The sequence below is a fragment of the Aequorivita sinensis genome (assembly GCF_006346335.1).
GTDB classification, from domain to species: domain Bacteria; phylum Bacteroidota; class Bacteroidia; order Flavobacteriales; family Flavobacteriaceae; genus Aequorivita; species Aequorivita sinensis.
This window is the reverse complement of the sequence record NZ_VDMC01000002.1, coordinates 12,681-34,558: the sequence shown is the minus strand read 5'-3', so window position 1 is coordinate 34,558 and position 21,878 is coordinate 12,681. Positions and strand designations below refer to the sequence as shown.

Annotated in this window: 18 protein-coding genes; 3 read left to right on the top strand and 15 right to left on the bottom strand. The window is 33.8% G+C overall.

All coding sequences use genetic code 11. The features are described from left to right. Positions 1–75: 75 nt before the first annotated feature. On the bottom strand, positions 76–1,422 hold the full coding sequence (locus tag FHP04_RS03175) for a DEAD/DEAH box helicase (protein ID WP_139854500.1): 1,347 nt from the start codon (positions 1,420–1,422) through the stop codon (positions 76–78). Positions 1,423–1,560: 138 nt separating this feature from the next. Between FHP04_RS03175 and FHP04_RS03170 the strand changes: the two genes are divergently transcribed. Beyond that, entirely contained in the window at positions 1,561–2,262 is a 702-nt protein-coding gene (locus FHP04_RS03170; protein ID WP_139854499.1) for an RluA family pseudouridine synthase, read from the top strand. Positions 2,263–2,301: 39 nt separating this feature from the next. On the opposite strand, the gene FHP04_RS03165 is transcribed toward FHP04_RS03170, so the two are convergent. The 12 genes from FHP04_RS03165 to FHP04_RS03110 form a co-directional block, all read right to left on the bottom strand. Further along, entirely contained in the window at positions 2,302–3,423 is a 1,122-nt protein-coding gene (locus tag FHP04_RS03165) for a DUF2891 domain-containing protein (protein WP_139854498.1), read from the bottom strand. A gap of 221 nt (positions 3,424–3,644) precedes the next feature. Then, complete coding sequence (locus tag FHP04_RS03160) at positions 3,645–5,186, bottom strand: YifB family Mg chelatase-like AAA ATPase (RefSeq protein ID WP_139854497.1); 1,542 nt, start codon at positions 5,184–5,186, stop codon at positions 3,645–3,647. Between the two features lie 125 nt (positions 5,187–5,311). Continuing rightward, entirely contained in the window at positions 5,312–6,880 is a 1,569-nt protein-coding gene (pgi, locus tag FHP04_RS03155; RefSeq protein ID WP_139854496.1) for a glucose-6-phosphate isomerase, read from the bottom strand. Positions 6,881–6,900: 20 nt separating this feature from the next. Next, positions 6,901–7,794: an N-acetylglucosamine kinase gene (locus FHP04_RS03150; protein WP_139854495.1), complete on the bottom strand. Its 894-nt coding sequence runs from the start codon at positions 7,792–7,794 to the stop codon at positions 6,901–6,903. Positions 7,795–7,797: 3 nt separating this feature from the next. Beyond that, positions 7,798–8,793 (bottom strand): type I glyceraldehyde-3-phosphate dehydrogenase, encoded by a 996-nt coding sequence (gene gap / locus FHP04_RS03145; protein ID WP_139854494.1) that lies wholly within the window; start codon positions 8,791–8,793, stop codon positions 7,798–7,800. Positions 8,794–8,868: 75 nt separating this feature from the next. Beyond that, the gene (gene pfkA / locus FHP04_RS03140; protein ID WP_139854493.1) at positions 8,869–9,852 is read right to left on the bottom strand and encodes a 6-phosphofructokinase; all 984 of its coding nucleotides are present in this window, start codon (positions 9,850–9,852) and stop codon (positions 8,869–8,871) included. A gap of 245 nt (positions 9,853–10,097) precedes the next feature. Further along, positions 10,098–11,402, bottom strand: a complete 1,305-nt coding sequence (gene tilS / locus FHP04_RS03135; RefSeq protein ID WP_139854492.1) for a tRNA lysidine(34) synthetase TilS — start codon at positions 11,400–11,402, stop codon at positions 10,098–10,100. After that, entirely contained in the window at positions 11,403–12,116 is a 714-nt protein-coding gene (locus FHP04_RS03130; RefSeq protein ID WP_139854491.1) for a DUF3307 domain-containing protein, read from the bottom strand. It abuts the gene before it with no gap. A 6-nt stretch (positions 12,117–12,122) separates the two neighbouring features. Continuing rightward, a complete protein-coding gene (locus FHP04_RS03125; RefSeq protein WP_139854490.1) occupies positions 12,123–12,809 on the bottom strand; it encodes a fumarate hydratase in 687 nt (228 codons plus the stop codon). Positions 12,810–12,925: 116 nt separating this feature from the next. Next, the gene (gene pabB / locus FHP04_RS03120) at positions 12,926–14,227 is read right to left on the bottom strand and encodes an aminodeoxychorismate synthase component I (RefSeq protein WP_139854488.1); all 1,302 of its coding nucleotides are present in this window, start codon (positions 14,225–14,227) and stop codon (positions 12,926–12,928) included. Next, on the bottom strand, positions 14,227–14,769 hold the full coding sequence (locus tag FHP04_RS03115; protein ID WP_139854486.1) for an NADPH-dependent FMN reductase: 543 nt from the start codon (positions 14,767–14,769) through the stop codon (positions 14,227–14,229). Before FHP04_RS03115 ends, pabB begins: the two co-directional genes overlap by 1 nt. A 91-nt stretch (positions 14,770–14,860) precedes the next feature. After that, on the bottom strand, positions 14,861–18,313 hold the full coding sequence (locus FHP04_RS03110) for a M36 family metallopeptidase (protein ID WP_139854484.1): 3,453 nt from the start codon (positions 18,311–18,313) through the stop codon (positions 14,861–14,863). A 193-nt stretch (positions 18,314–18,506) separates the two neighbouring features. Here FHP04_RS03110 and FHP04_RS03105 point away from each other — a divergent pair, with 193 nt between their 5' ends. After that, positions 18,507–19,088 (top strand): anti-sigma factor, encoded by a 582-nt coding sequence (locus FHP04_RS03105; RefSeq protein WP_139854482.1) that lies wholly within the window; start codon positions 18,507–18,509, stop codon positions 19,086–19,088. A gap of 72 nt (positions 19,089–19,160) precedes the next feature. On the opposite strand, the gene FHP04_RS03100 is transcribed toward FHP04_RS03105, so the two are convergent. Both FHP04_RS03100 and FHP04_RS03095 read right to left on the bottom strand, forming a co-directional pair. Beyond that, positions 19,161–19,790, bottom strand: coding sequence for a DUF4331 family protein (locus tag FHP04_RS03100; protein ID WP_139854480.1), 630 nt, complete (start codon positions 19,788–19,790; stop codon positions 19,161–19,163). 27 nt (positions 19,791–19,817) lie between these two features. Further along, positions 19,818–20,516 (bottom strand): DUF4331 family protein, encoded by a 699-nt coding sequence (locus tag FHP04_RS03095; protein ID WP_139854478.1) that lies wholly within the window; start codon positions 20,514–20,516, stop codon positions 19,818–19,820. A gap of 148 nt (positions 20,517–20,664) precedes the next feature. Between FHP04_RS03095 and FHP04_RS03090 the strand changes: the two genes are divergently transcribed. After that, positions 20,665–21,870 (top strand): LETM1-related biofilm-associated protein, encoded by a 1,206-nt coding sequence (locus FHP04_RS03090; protein ID WP_158319110.1) that lies wholly within the window; start codon positions 20,665–20,667, stop codon positions 21,868–21,870. The last annotated feature ends 8 nt before the right edge of the window (positions 21,871–21,878 follow it).

Sequence of the window (21,878 nt, the reverse complement as noted above, 5' to 3'; positions counted from 1 at the left end):
AATTAATTATGGGTGAGTTGGATTTTTCCTTTTAGAATTTACTCAAAACTTACTATTTCGATAAATAGTTATAGCTTATTTACGTTTATTCCTCTTGTTATAATTTTTATCACCTCTAGTTTTAGGTTTTTTATATTTCTGCTTAATTATTCGTTTGTACGAACCTCCTAAGTTTTCTTTTCTGTTTTTCTCCTTTTTTTCGTGAAATGCAGGTCCAACCTCTTCTATATTATTGGGGTTGTTTATTTCTAAAACCTTAGGTTGCTCCTCGTAGGTTAACTGCTTTGATATTTCAACTTCTTCAGGAAAATTTAATTCAGTAATCTTCAAATCCATCAAATTCTCAATGGCTTGTTTCGCTTCATTTTCATCTTCCGTATAAAGCAATATTGACGTTCCCTTCTGCTCCGCTCGACCAGTTCTTCCTATACGGTGCATATAGTTTTCTGGATACAATGGTGTGTCGAAATTTATAACGTGTGAAACCTTATCTAAATCAAGCCCACGCGCCATAACATCTGTAGTCACAAGAATACGCGTCTTTTCGTCATTAAAGTTTTCTATAGAACGCAGCCTGTAATTCTGTGTTTTATTTGAATGGATTACGGCTACTTCACTTCCAAAAAATTCATCTAAAATATCGAAAAGTAAATCGGCACTCTTCTTATTAGGAACAAAAACAAGTACTTTCTTAAAATCTTTTTCATCCTGAAGGATGTGCTTTAGCAAATTCGCTTTGGTGTAAAAGTTCTTAACTTTATATGCGTATTGTGAAATATTATCTAAAGGAGTTCCACTTACCGAAACCGAAACAGTAGTTGGCGCAATAAAGAAATCGTGAATAAATACATTCACATCATCTGTCATTGTTGCAGAAAACATAATATTTTGACGCTTGTTTGGAAGCAGTTCCAAAATATTGGTAAGCTGAAAACGGAAACCTAAATCAAGCATAACATCTACTTCATCTATCACCATTTTTTTAACCGATTTAAGCTGTAATGCTCGGCTAATCACTAAATCGTACAATCGTCCTGGAGTAGCAACTATTATATCTGCACCTTCGGCAACAGCTTCTTTTTGTCTGTTTATGTTTGTACCGCCATAAACTCCAATCACACGTACAGAAGAGTATTTACCAAACTTTTCAATTTCTTCAACAACCTGTATTACTAGTTCACGCGTGGGAACCATTACTAAAACACGTGGATGTATATCCTTCGAGAATTTCAATTCTTGAAGAATAGGCAGCATATACGCAAAAGTCTTTCCAGTACCTGTTTGAGCAATACCCACCATGTCTGTACCAGACAAAATAACCGAATACGATTGTGCCTGAATAGGTGTAGGTTTTTCAAAGCCTAAATCGTCTATTGCGAATTGTAGTTGTTTATTTAGGTTAAAGTCGTTAAAAGATTCCATTTTAATAGTTTGGCGCAAAGGTAGTGCTTAAGAGCGTCCTATAACCACAGTTATTTTATTTATTATTCATTTTTTTACAAACTAAGTAAATTTTCTTTTCCTTATTTTTGAAAAGTTGAATTCTAAAATTACTTAATAATCGGAACTTCAAAAAATCACAGCACTAAAGAGAATCTTCAAGTTATATATGAAGACAATCACCTAATAGTTATAAACAAACGTCCTGGCGATATCGTTCAAGGAGATAAAACCGGAGATATGCCTCTCTCCGAAGTGGTAAAAGAATATATCGCAGAAAAGTATAATAAACCTGGAGCGGTGTATTTGGGTGTTGTTCATCGATTAGACAGACCTACAAGCGGAATTGTTTTATTTGCTAAAACATCAAAAGCACTAACCCGCTTAAATAAACTGTTTGCCAAAAGAGAAACTCAAAAAATATACTGGGCACTTGTGAAAAACGCTCCACCAAAAACGGAAGATACTTTAATCCATTTTTTGAAGCGAAACCCTAAACAAAACAAGTCTTATGCTCACATAAAAGAAGTTCCAGAAAGTAAAAAAGCTATTCTTCATTATAAATTAATTCAGAAGCTAGACAATTATTACTTATTAGAAATTGAGTTAGAAACTGGTAGACATCATCAAATTCGTTCACAACTTTCTTCTATTGGTTGCCCGATAAAAGGGGATTTAAAATACGGTTTCGACAGAAGTAATCCCGATGGAAGCATTCATCTACACGCAAGAAAACTAACTTTAGTTCATCCCGTACAAAAAGAAGAATTCACATTTGAAGCCCCTACTCCCACTGATGTGCTTTGGGATGTTTGTAAATAGTTTAGAGCTCCAAAATATTTGAACTCAGAATTATTCTTACTATTTATGAAGCGTATTTAAAGCAAGAATAGCAAAGCTTCCTAACCAATGTCCACCTTCGTAACTATCCCCCACCAAATTAGGATAAGAATAGGCTAAGTGCTCATTAGCTACATTTTTAAGGTGTTTGTATTTTGGATAATCCCGAGCTAAGGCATAGAAAACCCACGCTCTACTGAAGTTTAAGCCGTCTAGATGAACTAATTTTCCATCAGTTCTATCACTTACTTCTCCTACTTTTAATTGATAATTTTCATTAGCCAATTCTGGCAAAAATGCATCTATCCAATTCAAAAACTCATCTTTAGAAAGTACGCGTTGCATAATATCTATCTCTTCTAAGCAAGGAGACAAAAAATCAAAGCCGCTAGGCTCCCAAGTAATAGGACAATCTATATCATTTAAATAAAAGTCTTTAGCTCGTTTTTCTATAAGTTGTTTCAACTCATCATCCCCTATTGTTTTAGCATAATCGTAAGCAAAGGTTAACCCAAAAGCGGTATTCGAGTGTTCTCCTACTCTAATTGGGTAATTTAATTTCGGCAAAAACTCTTTATACCTAGTAATAATAATATCAGCTAGTGGTTTTAAGTTTTCTTCAAGTTGTCGAGCCATAGGATCATCCCAGTTATGTAATTCTTCCGCAAGTTTTAATAGCCAAGCCCAACCATAGGTTCTTTCGAAGGAACTGTTGATAGGCTTTTTAAAATACTCAACCTCTGTAGCTACATTTTCTGCAGTAATCTTCTCTTGTAGAATATTCTTTACCTCTTCGGCTTTGTCCATATCTGGAAATTGCTTTAAAAGTGTAACCATCGACCAATAACCATGTACAGCACTATGCCAATCAAAGCAGCCATAAAAAATTGGATGTACCTTAATAGGTTCTACTAAATCTGCTTCACTTTCTAAAACTTCACCAGGCTTATAAGGATATTCTGTAGCAACACAATGTAAAGGAAGTTCAATTAATTTGTTTGCTTCAGCTAGTGTAAATGATGGATCTTCAAATTTTTCCATTGATACAACTTCTGTTTTAGAAATTTCAGAATTTTTATTTGAGGGGTTATTACAACTAATTACTATTAAAGCTGAAAAAATATATAGCAAGTGATTTTTCATAAATAAGAAAGTTTAGTGCAAGATAAATAGATTATACCTAGGATATAAACATTTCCATCAATTAGCTGAAAATTATTTTAAAATAAAATCACCTAATCAATTGATTTAATTCCTATTACTACGTACTACTAAAACCTTATGTTCAAGAAACGAACCAACAATTAAAATCTAGACTTTAGTAAAATTAAATAAAAAAAATAGCATAATCACTCAGTCATCTTTTACCCAAACCAACCATCTCTATCCAAACTTCTATACTGAATTGCCTCAGAAATATGGTTGCCGTTTATTCTTTCAGAAGCTTCTAAATCGGCAATAGTTCTTGCTACTTTTAAAATTCGATCGTAAGCTCGAGCGGATAGATTTAATTTTTCCATTGCTGTTTTTAACAGCCCTAAAGAATCTTCATCTAGTTTACAAAACTGACGTATTTGCTTTACTCCCATTTGCGCATTGTAGTGGATATTATCGAAATCAGAAAAGCGTTGAGACTGAATTTTCCTGGCATTAGTAACTCTCTCTCGAATAACCACACTTGCTTCACCACGGCGTTCTTCGCTAAGTTTTTCAAATGGAACTGGAGTAACCTCAATATGTATATCGATTCTATCTAATAACGGACCTGAAATCTTACTCAAATAACGCTGCATTTCGGCTGGTGAGGACATCACAGGGGCATCAGGATCATTAAAATACCCGCCTGGACTAGGATTCATACTAGCTACCAACATAAAGCTTGAGGGGTAGGTAACTGTAAATTTTGCTCGAGAGATAGTCACTTCTCGATCTTCTAAAGGTTGCCGCATTACTTCGAGAACTCCACGTTTAAACTCAGGAAGTTCATCTAAAAATAACACTCCATTATGAGCAAGACTTATTTCTCCAGGTTGTGGATATTGCCCACCTCCTACAAGGGCTACATCCGAAATCGTATGATGAGGACTGCGAAAAGGTCTAGAAGTCATAATCCCACCTTTTTCCATAGTTCGCCCAGCTACACTGTGTATTTTAGTGGTTTCGAGACTTTCTTGAAGTGTCATAGGAGGCAATACACTTGGCAATCGTTTGGCTAGCATAGTTTTTCCAGAACCTGGTGGGCCTATTAAAATAATGTTATGTCCTCCAGCAGCAGCGATTTCCATACAGCGTTTAATAGATTCTTGACCTTTTACATCAGCAAAGTCGTATTCTGGGTGTTCTAGATGATTATAGAACTCAGCTTCCATATCCACTATAGTTTTTTCTAATGGAATATCTTCATTGAAATAATCGATTACTTCTTTAATGTTATCGATTCCATAGACGTTCAAACCTTCAACAATAGCTGCTTCTTTTGCGTTTTGATTTGGTAAAATAATCCCTTTAAAACCTTCTTCTTTTGCTTTAATAGCTATTGGTAGTGCTCCTCGAATTGGTTGTAAATTGCCATCCAAGGACAACTCTCCCATTATTATAAAATCTGAAAGTGCATTCCGTTCTTGTATCTGTTCTGTAGCGATAAGTATTCCCATAGCCAAAGTTAGGTCGTAAGCCGAACCTTCTTTTCTTAAATCTGCTGGCGACATATTGAGAATTAACTTCTTTCCTGGAATTTTATATCCATTATTTTGAAGCGCTGCTGCAATTCTATAATTACTTTCACGAATAGCGTTGTCTGGTAGTCCAACTAAATGGTAACCAACTCCTTTATCTACATTAACTTCAACAGTTATTGTAGTAGCTTCTACACCAAAAACGGCACTTCCGTAAACTTTTGTGAGCATATGCTTAAGGTTTTAAAATAGATTTTTAAGTAAGATAATAAAAATCTTTAAAACCCTCACAATTAAAAACTTACAACCATAAAAAGTGTGTGAGTTTGGAAAAAGAATCCTTTATTTTTTTTAAATTAAGAGTCTAATAATTTTTTAATCAAATTTTGAGTGGATGGATTTTTAACTTCAGTAGCATTTTTATTCTCTATAGAACTTAGAGTTCCCTTAGCAACAGTTTTACCTAATTCAACGCCCCATTGATCGTAACTGAAGATATTCCAAATAATCCCCTGAACAAAAAGCTTGTGCTCATACATCGCAATAAGTTTTCCCAGACTGTTTGGAGTAAGTTTCTTGATTAAAATTGAATTTGTAGGTTTATTTCCTTCGAAAAATTTAAAAGGCTTTTCAACCTCTTTATTATATGTACCCTCCCACAATGCCTCAGTTTGAGCAAGATAATTAGCCATTAAAATATTGTGGTTTTTAAAATTACCAAGTAAAGGCTTTGAAAAACCAATAAAATCGGTAGGAATAAGTTTGGTCCCTTGGTGTAAAAGTTGGAAGTATGCGTGTTGTGAGTTACTACCTACATTCCCCCAAACTATTGTTCCAGTTTGGTAGTTAATCTTGTCCCCGTTTCTGTCAATATTCTTCCCATTGCTTTCCATTATAGCCTGTTGAAGGTAAGGAACAAGTTTATTTAGATATTGAGAATATGCTACAACTGCTTCACTTTCTACTTTAAAAAAGTTATTGTACCATATTGACAATAAAGCAAGTACTACAGGAATGTTTTTGTCGAATTCTTCATTTTTAAAATGGTCATCCATTTCTGAAGCCCCCTTTAAAATAGCCTCAAAATTATGATAACCAACAGCGCAACAAATAGAAAGTCCTACGGAACTCCATAGAGAAAAACGACCTCCTACCCAATCCCACATTGGAAAAATATTATCTTCTGAAATTCCAAAATCTATTGCACCTTTTATATTAGCAGAAACCGCTACAAAGTGACTTTGAATATTTTCTTCAACGGCACTTCTTAAAAACCAATCTCGGACAACTGTAGCGTTTACGATAGTTTCTTGAGTTGTGAAACTTTTAGAAACTACTATAAATAATGTGGTTTCAGGATTTAGTTTTTTTAAGACTTCCTCTACATCATCCCCATCGATATTCGCAATAAAGTGAATATTTAAGTGATTTCTATAATATTGAAGTGCATCAGTAACCATTTCCGGGCCCAAATGACTGCCTCCAATTCCAATATTTACAACATCTGTTATCGGTTTTCCTGAAAATCCTTTATGCTTTCCACTTATTATTTCTTCTGAAAAATCCTTCATTTTTTGAAGTGTACTAGCCACTTCAGGTTTAAGATTATTTAAATCTCTAAGCGCTGTGTGAAGAACTGCTCTACCTTCTGTTTGGTTTATAGGTTTTCCGGAAAATTGTTGGATTATAGCTTCTTTTAAACCTACCTCTTCTGCTAGGTTAAGTAAAAGTGAAATTGTTTTGTCTGTAACCCTATTTTTAGAGTAGTCTACATAAAAGTCCTTCCATTCTATTTTAAAACGGTCTGCACGAGTAGTTTCTTTAAAAAAAACATCCTGCATTTGCTTATTTTTTATTTCTTGAATATGGGTTTCAAGGGCTTTCCAAGCATTTGTTTTTGTAGGATTTATCGCAGGTAAGGGCATTTTATAGGTGATTGGTGTTTTTACTTAATTCTATTTTTATAATACGCTATTAATCCATCGATTGGTCGTTGTACGATATTTCCCAATTCAAGATTGTATTCGTCAAAACATTCTTTAATTATTTGTTCTGAAAAATGTGCTATTGAACCAACAAAATGTATTGGCACTTCTCTTGCATTTTCAAAACTTAGAATACGACATTCTATAAAATTTGAAATTCCTTCTTTTATAAGAGCGTAAAAATATGAGTTTATTTTGTCCTTACCTAAATCATTTCCCTCTATGTTATTGTTTTGAGAAGAAGAACTAAAAATGAACTGGGCAAATGAAGCCAAATATGTGTTCGGATTTGCTTTTTTATATAAATTCATCTTGATGTCGTCCGCATTCAAATTGAAGTTTTTTTCAAATTCTGATGCAATTTCGACAGGCATTCTATTGTAATAGTAGTCTCTAATCAATCTTTTCCCAAAATAATTACCACTAGCTTCATCCATTAAAATATAGCCTAAAGCAGGAATATGTGAGTGGATTACTTTTCCGTCGAAGTAACAGCTATTACTGCCAGTACCTAGAATACATACAATTCCAGGTACTGAAGTAGCAGAATAAACCGCAGCAGTTAAATCTTCTGAAACACTTACAGTTGCATTTACAAAAAGCTCTTCTAAAACTTCCTTTAAAATACTTCTAGGAGTTATGGTACCACAACCTGCTCCATAGAAGTGAAGTGTTTCCACTTGGGAAAATACATTTTTTAAGGCTTCGTTAGAAGAAATTCGAAACAGAAGTTCTTCTTTAGGCACAACCGTTGGATTTAAACCTAAAGTTGTAGTTTTAAAGAGTACATTTCCTGAATTATCTAGCAGGACCCAATCGCATTTTGTCGAGCCACCATCAGTTATGAGGGTCATAGTTTATAGCGTTGCAATATGAACTGTCAAATCTACTAATTTTGACGAATACCCATATTCATTATCGTACCAAGCTACTAATTTGAAAAAATTGTCGTTTAACGCAATCCCAGCATTAGCATCAAAAGTGCAAATATATGGGTCTGAAACAAAATCCTGAGACACCACTTCGTCTTCGGTGTAATTTACAAGTCCTTTGTATTCATTCTCTGAAGCATTTTTGAAAAGTTGTTTTATGGCTTCGTAGTTTGTAGATTTTTTGGTGCGAAAAGTTAAATCTACCACAGAAACATCAGTAGTTGGAACGCGAAAAGCCATCCCTGTTAATTTCCCTTCAAGTTCTGGGATTACTTTAGTAACAGCTATTGCAGCACCTGTAGTTGTTGGAATAATATTGTTTAAGGCATTTCTTCCAATACGATAGTTTTTCTTTGAGGCACTATCTACCGTTGATTGTGAAGTAGTTACCGCATGTACAGTAGTCATAAGGGCTTCTTCAATTCCGTATTCGTCATTGATGATTTTCGCTAATGGCGCCAAGCAATTTGTTGTACAAGATGCATTTGAAATGATTGTATCTGTAGCTTTTACACTTTTGTGATTCACTCCCATCACAAACATAGGTGCAGTTTTGGAAGGTGCAGAAATAACCACTTTTTTTGCTCCAGCTTTAATATGAGCAGAAGCTGAATCTACTTCTTTAAAAATCCCAGTACAATCCATAATAATTTCGGCTCCTACCTCATTCCATTTTAAATTTTCAGGATTCTTTTCAGCAGTAACTCGAATCTTTTTGCCATTTATAACTAGGTAATTGTTATCTACGGTTATAGTTCCCGGAAATTTTCCATGTACTGAATCGTATTTTAATAAATAAGCCAAATGCTCTATATCTAGTAAATCATTAACAGCAACTACCTCGATATCATTTTTTTTTGATGCTGCTCTTAAAACCAAACGACCGATACGGCCTAATCCATTTATTCCTGTTTTTATCATAGTTTTTTTATTTAATATAAAATTAATTTAGCGAATTTGTTTAGTTTTTAAAAATAGAATGCGAGAAAGTAATACTTATATAGAGATAATATCTGCCACACGTACAAGACTTACGTCAAATTGATTACTAGATTTAATTGCTTCAGCAAAAGGAATTAATTTTACTTTATTATGAACAATCCCTACCATTACATTAGATTCACCATTTAAAAGTGCGTCTACAGCTCCCACTCCTAATCTACTTGCCAAAACACGATCGTAACAACTTGGCGCTCCACCACGTTGAATATGCCCTAAGACAGAAACTCTTACTTCGTAATCCTTCAAGTTTTTCTCGATATTTTCTGCTAATTCAAATATATTTTTCCCTATTTGATCCCCTTCAGAAACTACCACAATACTAGATGTTTTACCAGATTTTTTACTTCTATCTAACGATTCTAATAAACGTTCTAATCCCATATCTTGTTCAGGAATCAATATTTCTTCAGCACCGGCGCCGATTCCCGCGTTAAGAGCTATATCTCCCGCATCACGTCCCATAACTTCCACCAAAAAAAGTCGATTATGAGAATTAGCGGTATCTCGAATTTTATCAATAGCCTCTACAACTGTATTTAAAGCTGTATCGTAACCAATTGTATAATCTGTTCCATTAATATCGTTATCTATAGTTCCAGGGATACCAACAATTGGAAAGTCAAATTCTTTTTGAAATGCTGTAGCACCTTTAAATGTTCCATCGCCTCCTATAACTACTAGAGCATTAATATTTTCATTTGTGAGATTATCGTAGGCTTTTTTTCTACCTTCAGAATTTTTAAACTCATTACATCGTGCAGATTTTAAAAAAGTTCCACCACGATTAATAATGTTTTTAACCGATCTTGCATTTAACTCCTTAAAATCTGCTTCTATCAATCCTTGAAATCCACGGTAAATACCTACACATTTAACACCTTTATATTCGCAAGCACGGACAACTGCTCTAATTGCAGCATTCATCCCTGGAGAATCTCCACCACTTGTTAACACTCCTATTTTCATCGAATTTTTCATAATTGGAAAGTTACAATTTATGTTTACAATATGTAATGATTAATGTCAGAAACAAAAATACGTGTTAGTACGTATATAAAATTACAATAACGTGCTGTATATTTGAATCATAGAATTAGTGGATAATGCACATTGATTATATTTTTTGTGGGGATAGAAAATATTCAAAGTGCAAATAAAGTTTACTAAAGTTAGGTTTGTTAGAAAATCTCGACCACAAGTCGAGATTTTCGCTTTTTAGGCACTTAGGTAACGTAAGTAATTTTAATAATTTTCTCTGTTTTTTGAGTTACTTTATAGGTGTCATCCATTCTTTTTCCTACAACCCAAACTACTTCATTTTTATCTACAAGAACCCAAATTTTCTCCTTTTCGGTTGCTGAAAGCTTTTCATCTTTAAAAAATTTACTCAATTTCTTAGATCCACCCATTCCAAAAGGCTTGAAACTATCTCCTTTCCTCCATTTTCTTAATTTCAATGGAAAATTCAATTTTTCGGCATCTAAATAAATAGTATTCTTTTCTGTTTCACCAATAGCTATAGATTGCTCAATTTCTAATTTAATTGGTGCGCTTATTCCCTCTTCAGCAACTAAGTATTCCTCATCTATGGGATTTATAACAATTTCAGTAAGAATCAATTCATCGCGATTTTTTAAAAGTCTATGAGTTTTAGATAGAACTTGTTTGCCTGTTTGAGCATCTAACAAGTTGGAAACATCATTCCATTCGGTAAAACCAAAATCCTTAAGCAATTCGTATAATAACTCTTCAGTATGGGGTAACTCCTGTAGTTTTTGAATATTTAAATGGTATGAATCAGATTTTTTGGAAATAACAAGTTTGTACACCAATGACATATAATCGTCTATCAAATTTTGAGATGCAATTAGGTTGTCTTGTGTCTTTTTAAAGTTTTTAAGGAGGTTTTCATTAGTTTCTTTAAATCGCGGAATAACCTCTAATCTCAATTTGTTTCTAAGATAATCCGTTTTTTGATTGGTACTATCTTCTCGCCATTTAAGCTTATTTGCTTCAGCGTAATTAACTATTTCTTCTCTTGAAAAATTCAATAATGGCCTTACTACTTTCTGATTCTTTTTTGGAATTCCTGTAAGTCCGTTTAGGCCCGTTCCTCTTGAAAGATTTATAAAAAAAGTTTCTAAATCGTCATCTAGATGATGAGCTGTTAGTAGATAATCGTAATTAAAATTGGATAAAATCTCTTCAAACCAATTATATCTCAAAGTTCTGGCTGCCATTTGCGTTGAAACCTTTTGTTCATCCGCATACTTATGAGTGTCAAATGTTTCAGAAAAAATTGGTACATCTAAATTTTCAGCTAATGCTACTACAAATTGCTCATCGCCATCACTTTCTTCTCCTCTGAGTGAAAAATTACAGTGCGCAAGAGCGATTTCAAGGTTTAGATTTTTGATTAAGTGCGTTAAAACCACACTATCTACTCCCCCACTACAAGCAATAAGATTTTTTTTCCCTTTTAACAATGAAAAGTTATCCTCGATATGTTTTTTGAAGTTAGTTAGCACTTAAATGAATAAAAATAAATTAATAATTATACCTGCTATTACTGCTATTCCGAAGCTCAACATAGTACCAATAAGCACGTATTCTGTTTTTAACGTTTCATCATTTCTATAGCGTAGAATTGATTTTGCAGCAATTAAAAACCCTACAGCTGAATATTGTGAAACGATGATAAATGTTAGCGTTAGAATTCTTTCTAACACCCCAATTACTTTTCCAGCATTGGGCATTTCATTATCGCTGGAGACCTGTATATCTGTTGCTTTAAACACTTCTCTAATAAATATATTCGCAGGTTTTAAACACACCAAGTATCCTGCTATTATTAATAGGTATTTAAAATCTATAAAGGTGTTTACAAAGGGATCTATTCCTTGCCATTTATCAAATAAAAGAACTACTACTGTTAAAATTATTAAGTGTAAAGCCTGATCTATGAAAAAAGCGTACCTACCTAAATATTTACTGTTATTAAGATGGAGTTTAATTCCATCAATTAAGAAATGAGTTACAGTGATTATTGCTGCAGCCCAAACAAACTCAACTTGTAATGATAATAGCCATGATAATACAAAGCACAGTAAAGCGTGCCAATACAAAAATGGACTTTTAAAGCCTATTGTGTTTTTTTGTTTAGCTAATTTATTAGTTTGAAAAAAGTAATCCAAACACAAATGCGCTATAAATTGGAGGAGTAATAATTCCTTTATTCCCATAGTGTTTTAGTTTGTAACTATCATTTTATAGTAATTTACAGCTTCTTCAATTGCATTCCAACCTACACTGGTCGAGTGTTGATTTACTGCAGACTGCCCAATACCTAAACGTTTTGCAATATCATCTTCCTGATTATTCATCAGCTTTAAATATAAAACCTCACATTGTCTAGAGGTTGCTTTACTTATTAACACGTCTAAAAGTGCTAGTAAAGGTTGGAAATTTTTATTTAAAGACTCGTCTTTTGAAGCAAAAAACAAGGTGTTTTTTATAACGATTCGCTCCTTATTATAGGTCGTTTCTCCACTTATTTCGCGTCCTGATAAGTAAATAGCATCACCATCAATAATTCCATCTTTAGGACTATATCTACTCAATTCACCATAACCTATAGCAAGGCGAATTCCGTGTATCTTAAATTGTTTTACTCTACTGTCGGAGGTTTTATAGGTTTTAACTTCAATTGGAATTGCTTTTACAAAACTCTTTATAGCTAAAGCCACTTGTAGTCCTTCCGATGCATTTGGCACTACACATTCTATGTAGTCGCCTTTAATAATACGACCATATACATTAAATTCTTCCTTTAAATCTTTTAGAAGATTCTTTAATTTTTCCTCTACAAGTTTGCGGTCTTCCCCTGTTAAACTAGTAGAAGAGATGATGTCGCCAGATATAACCGAATATTTCATTCATTATAAATTTATTCAAATATACAAATTTATTAGTCATAATACTAATAAATGTATTTTATAAGCTAAAACACTAATAAACAAAACTTATCAGTTAAAAGGCTAATAAACTAAGATTATAAGGGAGGGTTAAGAACCAAGCGCATTGCTTTTGCTTTCAGAAGACACTCTTCGTATTCATTTTCTGGGATAGAATTTATTGTAATCGCACTTCCTACCGAAAAGCTAACATACTTTTCAATAGAATTATATAGAATACTCCGAATAACTACGTTAAAATCGAAATCGCCTGAAGGTGTAAAATAGCCTATGGCACCACTATATAATCCGCGTTTAGCATCTTCTGTACTTTCAATAATTTGCATTGCAGAAATTTTTGGTGCGCCTGTCATACTTCCCATTGGGAATGTATTTTTTAAAATATCTACACTAGCAGTTTCTGAACTCACTTCACAGGAAATTGTAGAAATCATTTGATGCACTTGTTCAAATGTATAAATAGCGCATAACTCTTCTACCTTTACACTACCCTTCTGAGCTATTCGAGATAAATCATTACGCACAAGGTCTGTAATCATTATATTTTCACTGCGTTCTTTAGGATCATTTTGAAGTTGTTTTATCATATTCAAATCATTAACTTCATTGTCTAGACGCTTAGCCGTTCCTTTAATAGGTTGTGAGACTATAGTATTTCCGCTTCTTTTGATATATCGTTCTGGAGAAGCTGAAAGTGCATGTAATTCATTCAGTTTCAAAAAGACGGAAAATGGTGGTTTTGAAATTTTATTGAGTTCAATAAAGGTATTTAAGGGGTCTATTTCAGTATTTTCAGAATAAAACTCTTTACATAGGTTTGCTTCATAAATATCTCCTCTTTTTATGTGCTCTAAAAATTTATCTACCTTTTCGATATAATTAGCTTTAGTTGTACGAGCTTTAATATCCAAAGCCTTATGAGGATTAGTGTTTTTGGATGAATGTAGAAATTCTGAAATTTCCTTCCAATCAGATTCTAATTCATCATCGACCATATTTAAATAATGAACCTCAACATTTTCTTCAGTAAAAAGAAAAAGCTTTTTAGGTTGAAAAAAATATAAGTCAGGAAAATGTAAGCCATCAAAGTTATTGGATTGAAGCGGCTCTACATCATTTTTAAGGTCGTAAGAAAGGTAACCAAAAATCCAATCGAGAGTTGTGGTTTGATACTCTTTTAGTTTATCAAATGCATTATAAGCATCGGTTTTTATCGCCGTAAATGCGTCAACTGCAAGTATAGCTTGATAGCTTTCGTGAGCTTGTTTATAGCTGTTTGAGTCTAACCATACAACCTCATCATATTGCTGCGCCCATTGAAGGAAGCTTTGTTTAGATGCTTCGGTTAAAGAAAAAGAAAGTTTCTTAACAGTCCGCATTAAATTTCAATTTGATGTACAAAGTTTTGAATAACGTCTATAAAACCTAAAAGTAAAATTTCATTGGTAATGGTGTTTTCCTGTTCTGAAAAATTTTCAGAATAAGATGGGAAACTAAAGCTCTCAACTACATTTGCCCCAAAGCGAGGAAGTGTATTTTTTGTGTAATCCAAAGCTGAAGCTGCTCCGCGTTTGCCAATAGAAGTACTCATTAACAATACTTTTTTTCCTTCTAGAAACTTTCTATCTAAACGGGATAACCAATCTAACGTATTTTTAAAATAAGCCGAAATATTTCCGTTATGTTCATTTACTGATATTACGAGAGCATCAGACTCTTGTATCTTGTTGTTAAGCATTTTTAAATTAACAGGATAACCTTTTTCGCGTTCAAGGTCTACGCCAAACATTGGCAGATCATAATCTGTTAATTTAATAATTTCAGTATTGTGATTTGGGATGTGAGTTGCAGCAAAGCTTACAAGTTTATGGTTAATAGATGTACTGCTATTACTACCTGCTAGGAAAAGAATTTTACTCATTCTATAAGTTTATTTGGGCGACAAAGTTATTGAAAAAAACCCGCGTCAAACAAGTTTGACACGGGTTCTTAACTATTGAAATTATAAATTTTTATTGCTTCACTATTCGTTTAACAATACTTGTGTTTTGGGTGTTAATTTTCATAAAGTACATTCCTGCAGCTAGATTCTCCATTGAAATAGAAGTTTCTGCACCAGACTTACTTAAATCGATGTTTTTAACAACACTTCCTTTAACATCAGTTATCACAGCATTAACAAGCTGCTCAGATGTTTTATTAGCCAATGTAATATAACCAGAAGTAGGGTTTGGATAAAGTGCAATATTATTAAAGAACTCATTTTCATCTACACCTAAAGTATCTTCTACTGTAACTGTAAAAGTACAAGTGCTTTCATTTCCTGAAGCATCTGTAGCAGTTAACGTAATAGTTGTAACCCCAGCATCTACCATAGTTCCTACAGCAGGATTTTGTGTAATAGTAGGAGTTAAACTACAGTTATCTGTTACTACAGCGTCGGCTGTATAATCAGGTAATGTAAACTGAGTACCTGGGTGTACCTCAACTTCCACATCGGCAGGGCAAGTAATAACTGGCGCTTCAGTTTCTGCAGTAATTTCAGTTAAAGTTCTTAATGCTTGGCATCCTGTTGGGCCAATATTAATATCAGAATTAGGAACTCCAAAATCTGAAGGCTCGCATATTCCAGACCAATCAGCTGCTGAATCTGTATCTCCGTGTCTTCTAAACGAATCAGAACCACAATCATTGATAAAGCCAGCACCTGCACCACTCCAATCTAAATCGGAAGCAGTAATGTTAAAACCAGCAATTGTTAAGTTGAGGTTTGAAATTTGAGAAGCACTAAAGCCCCAAAAAACAGAATCTACAACGTTTCCGTCGGGATCAATAATTATAATCCATCCAGTACCAGAATTACCCCACCAAATATTATTACCCCAATAATCAGATCCACTTTCATCACTAAATACTCTTACAGAATTTTCATCCATGTGGAATAGTGGTCTTACAATTGAATTAACTGTGTTTATGTTTGTATATGGTTGATCACTAACTGCAACTTTATATCCTACATAATCTGTAGCTACTCCAATATTTTGAATTTCAAATCTATCTGGAGTCTCAACGCTTATTTCAGAAATAACCAATTTAGATAATAATCCTGGTTCACTTTCTTGTGCATATACATTGCTATCGTCTGTTGGTGTGAATGTATAAGTTGTTCCTTCGTGTAAAAAGTTTCCTCCTGTTGGAGCGTCAAACCATCTAATGATGTTTGAAGAATCATTAGGAGTTGCAGTTACAGTAACTTCTTCACCAATACAAACGTTTGTTGCTCCTACAGTAGTTGGTCCATCAGGAACTGAAAGAACTTCAATAGTATCAGTGTCAGACGATGCAACTGTACAATTACTAGCTTGAACAGTATAAGTAACTGTATGAACTCCAACACCAGCTGCAATAGGATCGAAGCTGAATGTTGAACCATCGCCGTTATCTGTTACACCTGGTCCGCTATAGACACCACCTCTTGGGGCACCACCAGTTAAATCAGTCATCACATTTGAAGAAACACATACTTCTTCTAAAACGCTTAATGAAGCACTTGAAGGAGGTGTATCAAAAGCTTGAGTTCCATCACTTCTACTTCCTGAAGATCCTTGGTCTGCACTATAACCTAAACCTCTTTTTGCGAAAGCTTCCCATAACAAGCACTCATTTGCACCGCCATATATAGCTTGATCTGCTGCAATAATAGCATCACGACCGTCAACAAACCCTGGGCTACAAGGTTGTAACTTCAATCCTTCTGTTACAATAGCCATAGCCATAACATTTCCTGCGTCTTGGTTTACGTCACCAGTAAAATTGTATGGATTCGGATCGTAACCATGTTCATCGATTAATGCCCAAGTTACTTCCCATAACATTTGTGCCCATACAGAACCTACTCCGTGTGGTACAGCCGCTGTTTTAATAAAATCATAAGTTTGAGGATTCACACTCATATCAGTACTATAAGGATAATCTCTAATACCTCCCCCGTTTGGTCCTTGACCAAATAAGTATGTTCCTACAGCTCTAGGGTCTGTACTTACATCACCTGGAGAAATTGTTAGTAAAGCTCCAAAAAAGTCACTCCAACCTTCTCCCATTTGTTCTGAATTCTGCAAACACCCTGCAGCAGATGGACCACCAGTTAATCTATTTGAAATACCATGTCCGTATTCGTGTATTACAACTAATGAATCGTAATCGCCATCTTTATCACCACAAATGTACATTTGCATTGTTGGGTTACCTCCATCTGGTGGAGTTCCGAAGTTTGCATTACAAGTACCTGAACCATCTTGTGCTTCAGCATTTACTGAGTCGCCACCAATACCGCCATTACCGTAGTTATTTTCTTGAAAGTTTCCACTTTCTTCATCAAAACCGTACATATACATTACGTCGTGAATGATGTTGTTTAAATAAAACAAATTAGTAATTGCAGCATCTTCATATTGGTTAGAGCTTGAATAAGTTTGACTAAAAGGATATCCTGTAAAATCTAAATTTGGCCCACCGTTTGGCTGATATCCTGGGTTATTACCGTCTTCGTAAGCATTTGCATTATTACCGCGTGTAACTGTATATTCTGCTCCAGGAACTCCATCAGTATCGTGCCATCCGTAAGGAGAAGCAACAGGATGTGCTGGTTGAACTTCTATTGATCTGTTTCCAAAATATGGACTTTCAATAGGTAAAGCGAATGCCTCATAACATTCAGTACAGTTAGTATTAGTAGATTTCGCTACTAATTCTGAATAGTTAGGCACGTCAAATAAATTGGTGTTAAAGTTCACTTCTTTCACGTCATTACTATGGTCGTGATCAAAATTACAACTAACCATCCAATCTGTTTTATCTAAAACTTTACCAGTAGTAGCATCAACTCTTAAACTCCACCAGTTTTGTTGGCTTTTCTCTTGAATTGAAATATCCCAAGATAATACCAAATGATTGTCATCGGTAATAGCATACACGAGTTTTGCAGGGATAGGACTTAAAGAAATACCTCCATCACTTAATAGTGTTTCTTTAGAAGCACCTTTAGCTTTATCTAATACGGTTAAAGACTCATTAAGCGTAAAACCTAATTGCATTGCTGCAGCCTGAACTGCTTGTGAAGCTGTTAATCCTGGTTGTGTATTTCCAAATAATTTTTCGGAAGTACTTTTAATAAATTTACTGTCTTGTGAAATAACAGCACCATTTGGTAAAGTATGAATTCCAGAATCGGTACCGTAAATCTCGATATCGTTTAATAATTGTCTGAAATAAACGTGTTGAATTCCACTTGTACGACTTTTAGATTCGTCTGTAACTTGCCATTGAAGATCTTCAGGTAGTAATTCTCCTTTCTCAACAAATTGATTCAGTTGGTCGGAAATAGTCTTTGAAAAATCCTGAGCAATCATACTGCCTGAAAACAAACAGACGGCTGCCAGAAATAAATTTCTTGTAACTTTTTTCATGTTTTTTTGGGGGTTGATTTTAATTAATATGTATAAATTGTACTATTTGTGCTTGTAAAGCTATTAAAAAATAGTTCTATTACAACCTTTACATTAGCATCCCTATTTATTTAACATTTTTAAACAAGAGTTTTTATACTTAATTATGTTTCGACAATATGAGTACTTTTACAGAAATTAAATTATCATCTAAATGAACGAGAATAAAGCTTCTGATATCAAAAAATCAAAACCACGCAATCTACCGGCTATTTTAGGATGGGCTGCTGCTATATTTTTTATGGGAGGAATTTTGTGGATGCTTAAACAAAATAACGATTTGAATAAAGCTCTACAAACTGCTACTGTTCAGAATACAGTTTTAAAAACCAAAAATTCTGAAACAGAAAATCAATTAAAAGAAAGTAATAAGGTTCTTGAAATTTTAAGTGCTAAAGATGTTCAAACTTATACATTAGCAGGTAACCAAGCTGTAGCACCTACCGCTTTTGCTAAGGTATATCTAAACCAAAAAGAAGGAAATGCTTATGTAGATATTAAAAACCTACCTACACCTCCTAATGGGAAGGCTTATCAAGTTTGGACACTCAAAATGGAACCCTTTTCCGCAACAAGCATTGGTTTAATCAACCTTCAAAACAACGTTGCTGATGGAATATATAAATTTTCAGATTTTTCTTTATCTGAGGCTATTGGTATAACTTTAGAAGAAGAAGGCGGTAGTGAGACGCCTAATCTTTCGCAATTGTACACATTAGGAACTATAGCTAAGTAATAACATTTCTATTTTATAAAACAAAAAAAGAGAACTACTTGAGTTCTCTTTTTTTGTTTTACAATAGTTCTATTAAAATGGCGGAGCCAAATAAGGAAAGCTATTGGAGAATTGGGCATCATTGGAAGGTACTCCATCATCAGTTAATCCTGGATTCTCTGTACCATCGGCACCTCCATAAATTAATTGAAGTGTTGTATTCATCACATCTTCCCCTAAGGCTCTTCCTGTTAAAATATCAACACCGTTTGAATAAGTAGTTTCTCCTGTTTCAGCTAACCATAATACATCGTTTGACAACAAAGTAGAAAAAGCAGTTGCGTCTAATCCCCATACGTTTGTTGTATAATTTGGGTTTAATAATAACAATTTACTTTCCATCATACTCTGAAATTCAACTTGCATTTTTGAAGGTACCGTTACATTGTAAGTATCTCTATAACCTAATGTTCCAAACATTGTATTTATAGATGGCCTTCCCATTTGGTCTTCCTGAATGTAAACACCACTAAAGTCTAAACCACTTTCATCACAAGGGTCACACATACTTCCACCGCAGTCTATTCCAGTTTCATCCCCATTCTTTACACCATCGGAACAAGTAGCATTAATAATAATATTATCGTCGTCGTCTTTACATTGGGTGAATAATAATAAGGAACCTAATGCAGCAAAGAGCGTTATATATTTTAAAGTTTTCATGTTTATTGTTTTGTTGATTAACACGTTTTAAATCTTTCTTTTAGACTCTACCCAAACATTATACATTGGAGTATCAGGTGAAAATTGATTTACCCCTACTGTACCACCTGGAAGCATTGATTTTGGAAGTTCAATTACTACACTTAAAACATTTTTTCCTGCGTAATAATCTGTTCCTTGAGAACTGAATTCTGTTGCATCGCCTGCTAGAATAATGTTGTACTTATTTAGATCAAAAAAGAAAGGATCTTCACGAGGTCCTGCAAATAGTTTTATTCCATCTATTTCAGCAACTTCAATATCATCTATAGTAGAAATTTTTACGCTTCTTCTTGTGCTTGAGGTTAAAATAGTACTTCTTAATCCTTCATCCCCCGTATACTCAGGAACTGCTGGACCAAAGAAATGCATAGAATCTCCACGCTTAATAGCTTGAATAACTAAATCTTCTTTAAGGTCGTTATCCTTGTCTATATTAAACTCTATTAGCACAGATTCGTCAAAAACAGCTTGCTCGGTAGCCTGTCCCGCTGGCAGTAATCCTTGAATATTAGCTACAAAAACAAAGTTATTATTGTTTTCACCTTGAAAGGCGTAAAAATCTGCTATATCTGCAGAAGATCCTTTTACCGATGGAGCATCCATGTGATCTGCCGACATCAAAAAAGCAGATAATGCAACCATTCCAAGGCCACCTATAACTGCAAAAAGTTTTGATTTTTTCATCTTTTTAGTAAGTTTTTATTAATTAATTTTACTTGTTCATTTTAACTTAGGTCTAAATGTACAATCTTGATTTTCAAAAATGCGATATTTTTTGGGAAACAAGAAAAAATCAAGGCTTGAACAGTCAAAAATAACTATAATTAATTCGATGAACCCTTCAGCACCCGATTGGATACTAAAATTCTTAAATCTATTTGAAAAGGAGGAGCTTGTTGATGCTTTTAAGAACAACCATCAATTTTATGAAGCTTTAAAGCAAACAGGATTTATTTATGGTGTTACTGTTTCTGTTATTCCGAAAAAATCTCTTGGACATTTAAAATACACTAAAGAAGAGCTTACTAAAATTAATCTCTTCCATACTTTACTTTTTCAATATTTTCAAAACAACGAAAATGGCAATTACGACGATGCCATAAAAAGTATTCTAACGTTTTATAATCATTTAGAAAAAGGGAAAACAGGATTTTTTCAAATGTTTTCTATAGCACAAAGTCCGTCAAATACTTTAGAACATATACTAACAGCGCGATTACAGTCGGTTAATACTATTTTAAAGAAGAATACAATTTCTTTACTCACCCACGCCCTACTCTACCTTGATGTTCTTGCATTTAAACATTGGCAAAAAGATCCTAGTTCAGTGAAATCTTATTATCGTGAATTAGAATCCACTACCTTAACTGCTTGTTTTTACACCTTAGTTTCTAAAAAAGAAAAAACAAAATACGATAAGTTATTAGTAGAGTTTTTTGAATCATCATCAGATTATATAATAGATTATAGTGAAGGTGGCGCGGCTACTTTTTTAGAGAGTTTAAACTACCTCAACAGTGATAAAAACTCATTAGAAAAACAGTTTATCTTAGACTTATGTTGTCTTACTGTTTGGGAAGATCTTACTATGGATATCTCTGAACATCAGTTTTTACAACAATTATTAGTCACCTTGAATTTTTCTGAAAACGATTTAAAAGGAAGTCTTTTATCTCTTAAAAATTTTGCTGAAAAATACACGGAAAAAATTCTACTTTTTGAATATTCACACCCTGTAAAGCAATTCTACAAACAATCCTCTGCAACGGTTAAATTACTAATTCTTAGAAATAAAGATAGACTTGCTAGAGAACTTGAGGAAAGTGGTGAATTAGTTGTTTTACTTGGACATTCAACAATTCGTGATCTAACAGCAGAAGAAAAGTATAAAGTGAAAGAGCAGTTATTAGACATTTGTAAGTCTATACCTTCACTCACTATTTTTCTCTTACCGGGAGGAAGCTTGCTATTACCGCTATTAGTTAAATTTATTCCGAAGCTATTACCGTCATCGTTTCAGGAGAATAGAATTAAATAGCTTTTGAA

Excerpts from the sequence above, each read along its gene's own strand:
- FHP04_RS03150 (WP_139854495.1), bottom strand. The coding sequence starts at position 7,794 with ATGACCCTCATAACTGATGGTGGCTCGACAAAATGCGATTGGGTCCTG.
- FHP04_RS03175 (WP_139854500.1), bottom strand. The coding sequence starts at position 1,422 with ATGGAATCTTTTAACGACTTTAACCTAAATAAACAACTACAATTCGCA.
- pabB (WP_139854488.1), bottom strand. The coding sequence starts at position 14,227 with ATGCGGACTGTTAAGAAACTTTCTTTTTCTTTAACCGAAGCATCTAAA.
- FHP04_RS03105 (WP_139854482.1), top strand. The coding sequence starts at position 18,507 with ATGAACGAGAATAAAGCTTCTGATATCAAAAAATCAAAACCACGCAAT.
- FHP04_RS03125 (WP_139854490.1), bottom strand. The coding sequence starts at position 12,809 with ATGAAATATTCGGTTATATCTGGCGACATCATCTCTTCTACTAGTTTA.
- FHP04_RS03110 (WP_139854484.1), bottom strand. The coding sequence starts at position 18,313 with ATGAAAAAAGTTACAAGAAATTTATTTCTGGCAGCCGTCTGTTTGTTT.
- FHP04_RS03160 (WP_139854497.1), bottom strand. The coding sequence starts at position 5,186 with ATGCTCACAAAAGTTTACGGAAGTGCCGTTTTTGGTGTAGAAGCTACT.
- FHP04_RS03090 (WP_158319110.1), top strand. The coding sequence starts at position 20,665 with ATGAACCCTTCAGCACCCGATTGGATACTAAAATTCTTAAATCTATTT.
- FHP04_RS03130 (WP_139854491.1), bottom strand. The coding sequence starts at position 12,116 with ATGGGAATAAAGGAATTATTACTCCTCCAATTTATAGCGCATTTGTGT.
- FHP04_RS03095 (WP_139854478.1), bottom strand. The coding sequence starts at position 20,516 with ATGAAAAAATCAAAACTTTTTGCAGTTATAGGTGGCCTTGGAATGGTT.
- pfkA (WP_139854493.1), bottom strand. The coding sequence starts at position 9,852 with ATGAAAAATTCGATGAAAATAGGAGTGTTAACAAGTGGTGGAGATTCT.
- FHP04_RS03165 (WP_139854498.1), bottom strand. The coding sequence starts at position 3,423 with ATGAAAAATCACTTGCTATATATTTTTTCAGCTTTAATAGTAATTAGT.
- pgi (WP_139854496.1), bottom strand. The coding sequence starts at position 6,880 with ATGCCCTTACCTGCGATAAATCCTACAAAAACAAATGCTTGGAAAGCC.
- FHP04_RS03100 (WP_139854480.1), bottom strand. The coding sequence starts at position 19,790 with ATGAAAACTTTAAAATATATAACGCTCTTTGCTGCATTAGGTTCCTTA.
- gap (WP_139854494.1), bottom strand. The coding sequence starts at position 8,793 with ATGATAAAAACAGGAATAAATGGATTAGGCCGTATCGGTCGTTTGGTT.
- FHP04_RS03115 (WP_139854486.1), bottom strand. The coding sequence starts at position 14,769 with ATGAGTAAAATTCTTTTCCTAGCAGGTAGTAATAGCAGTACATCTATT.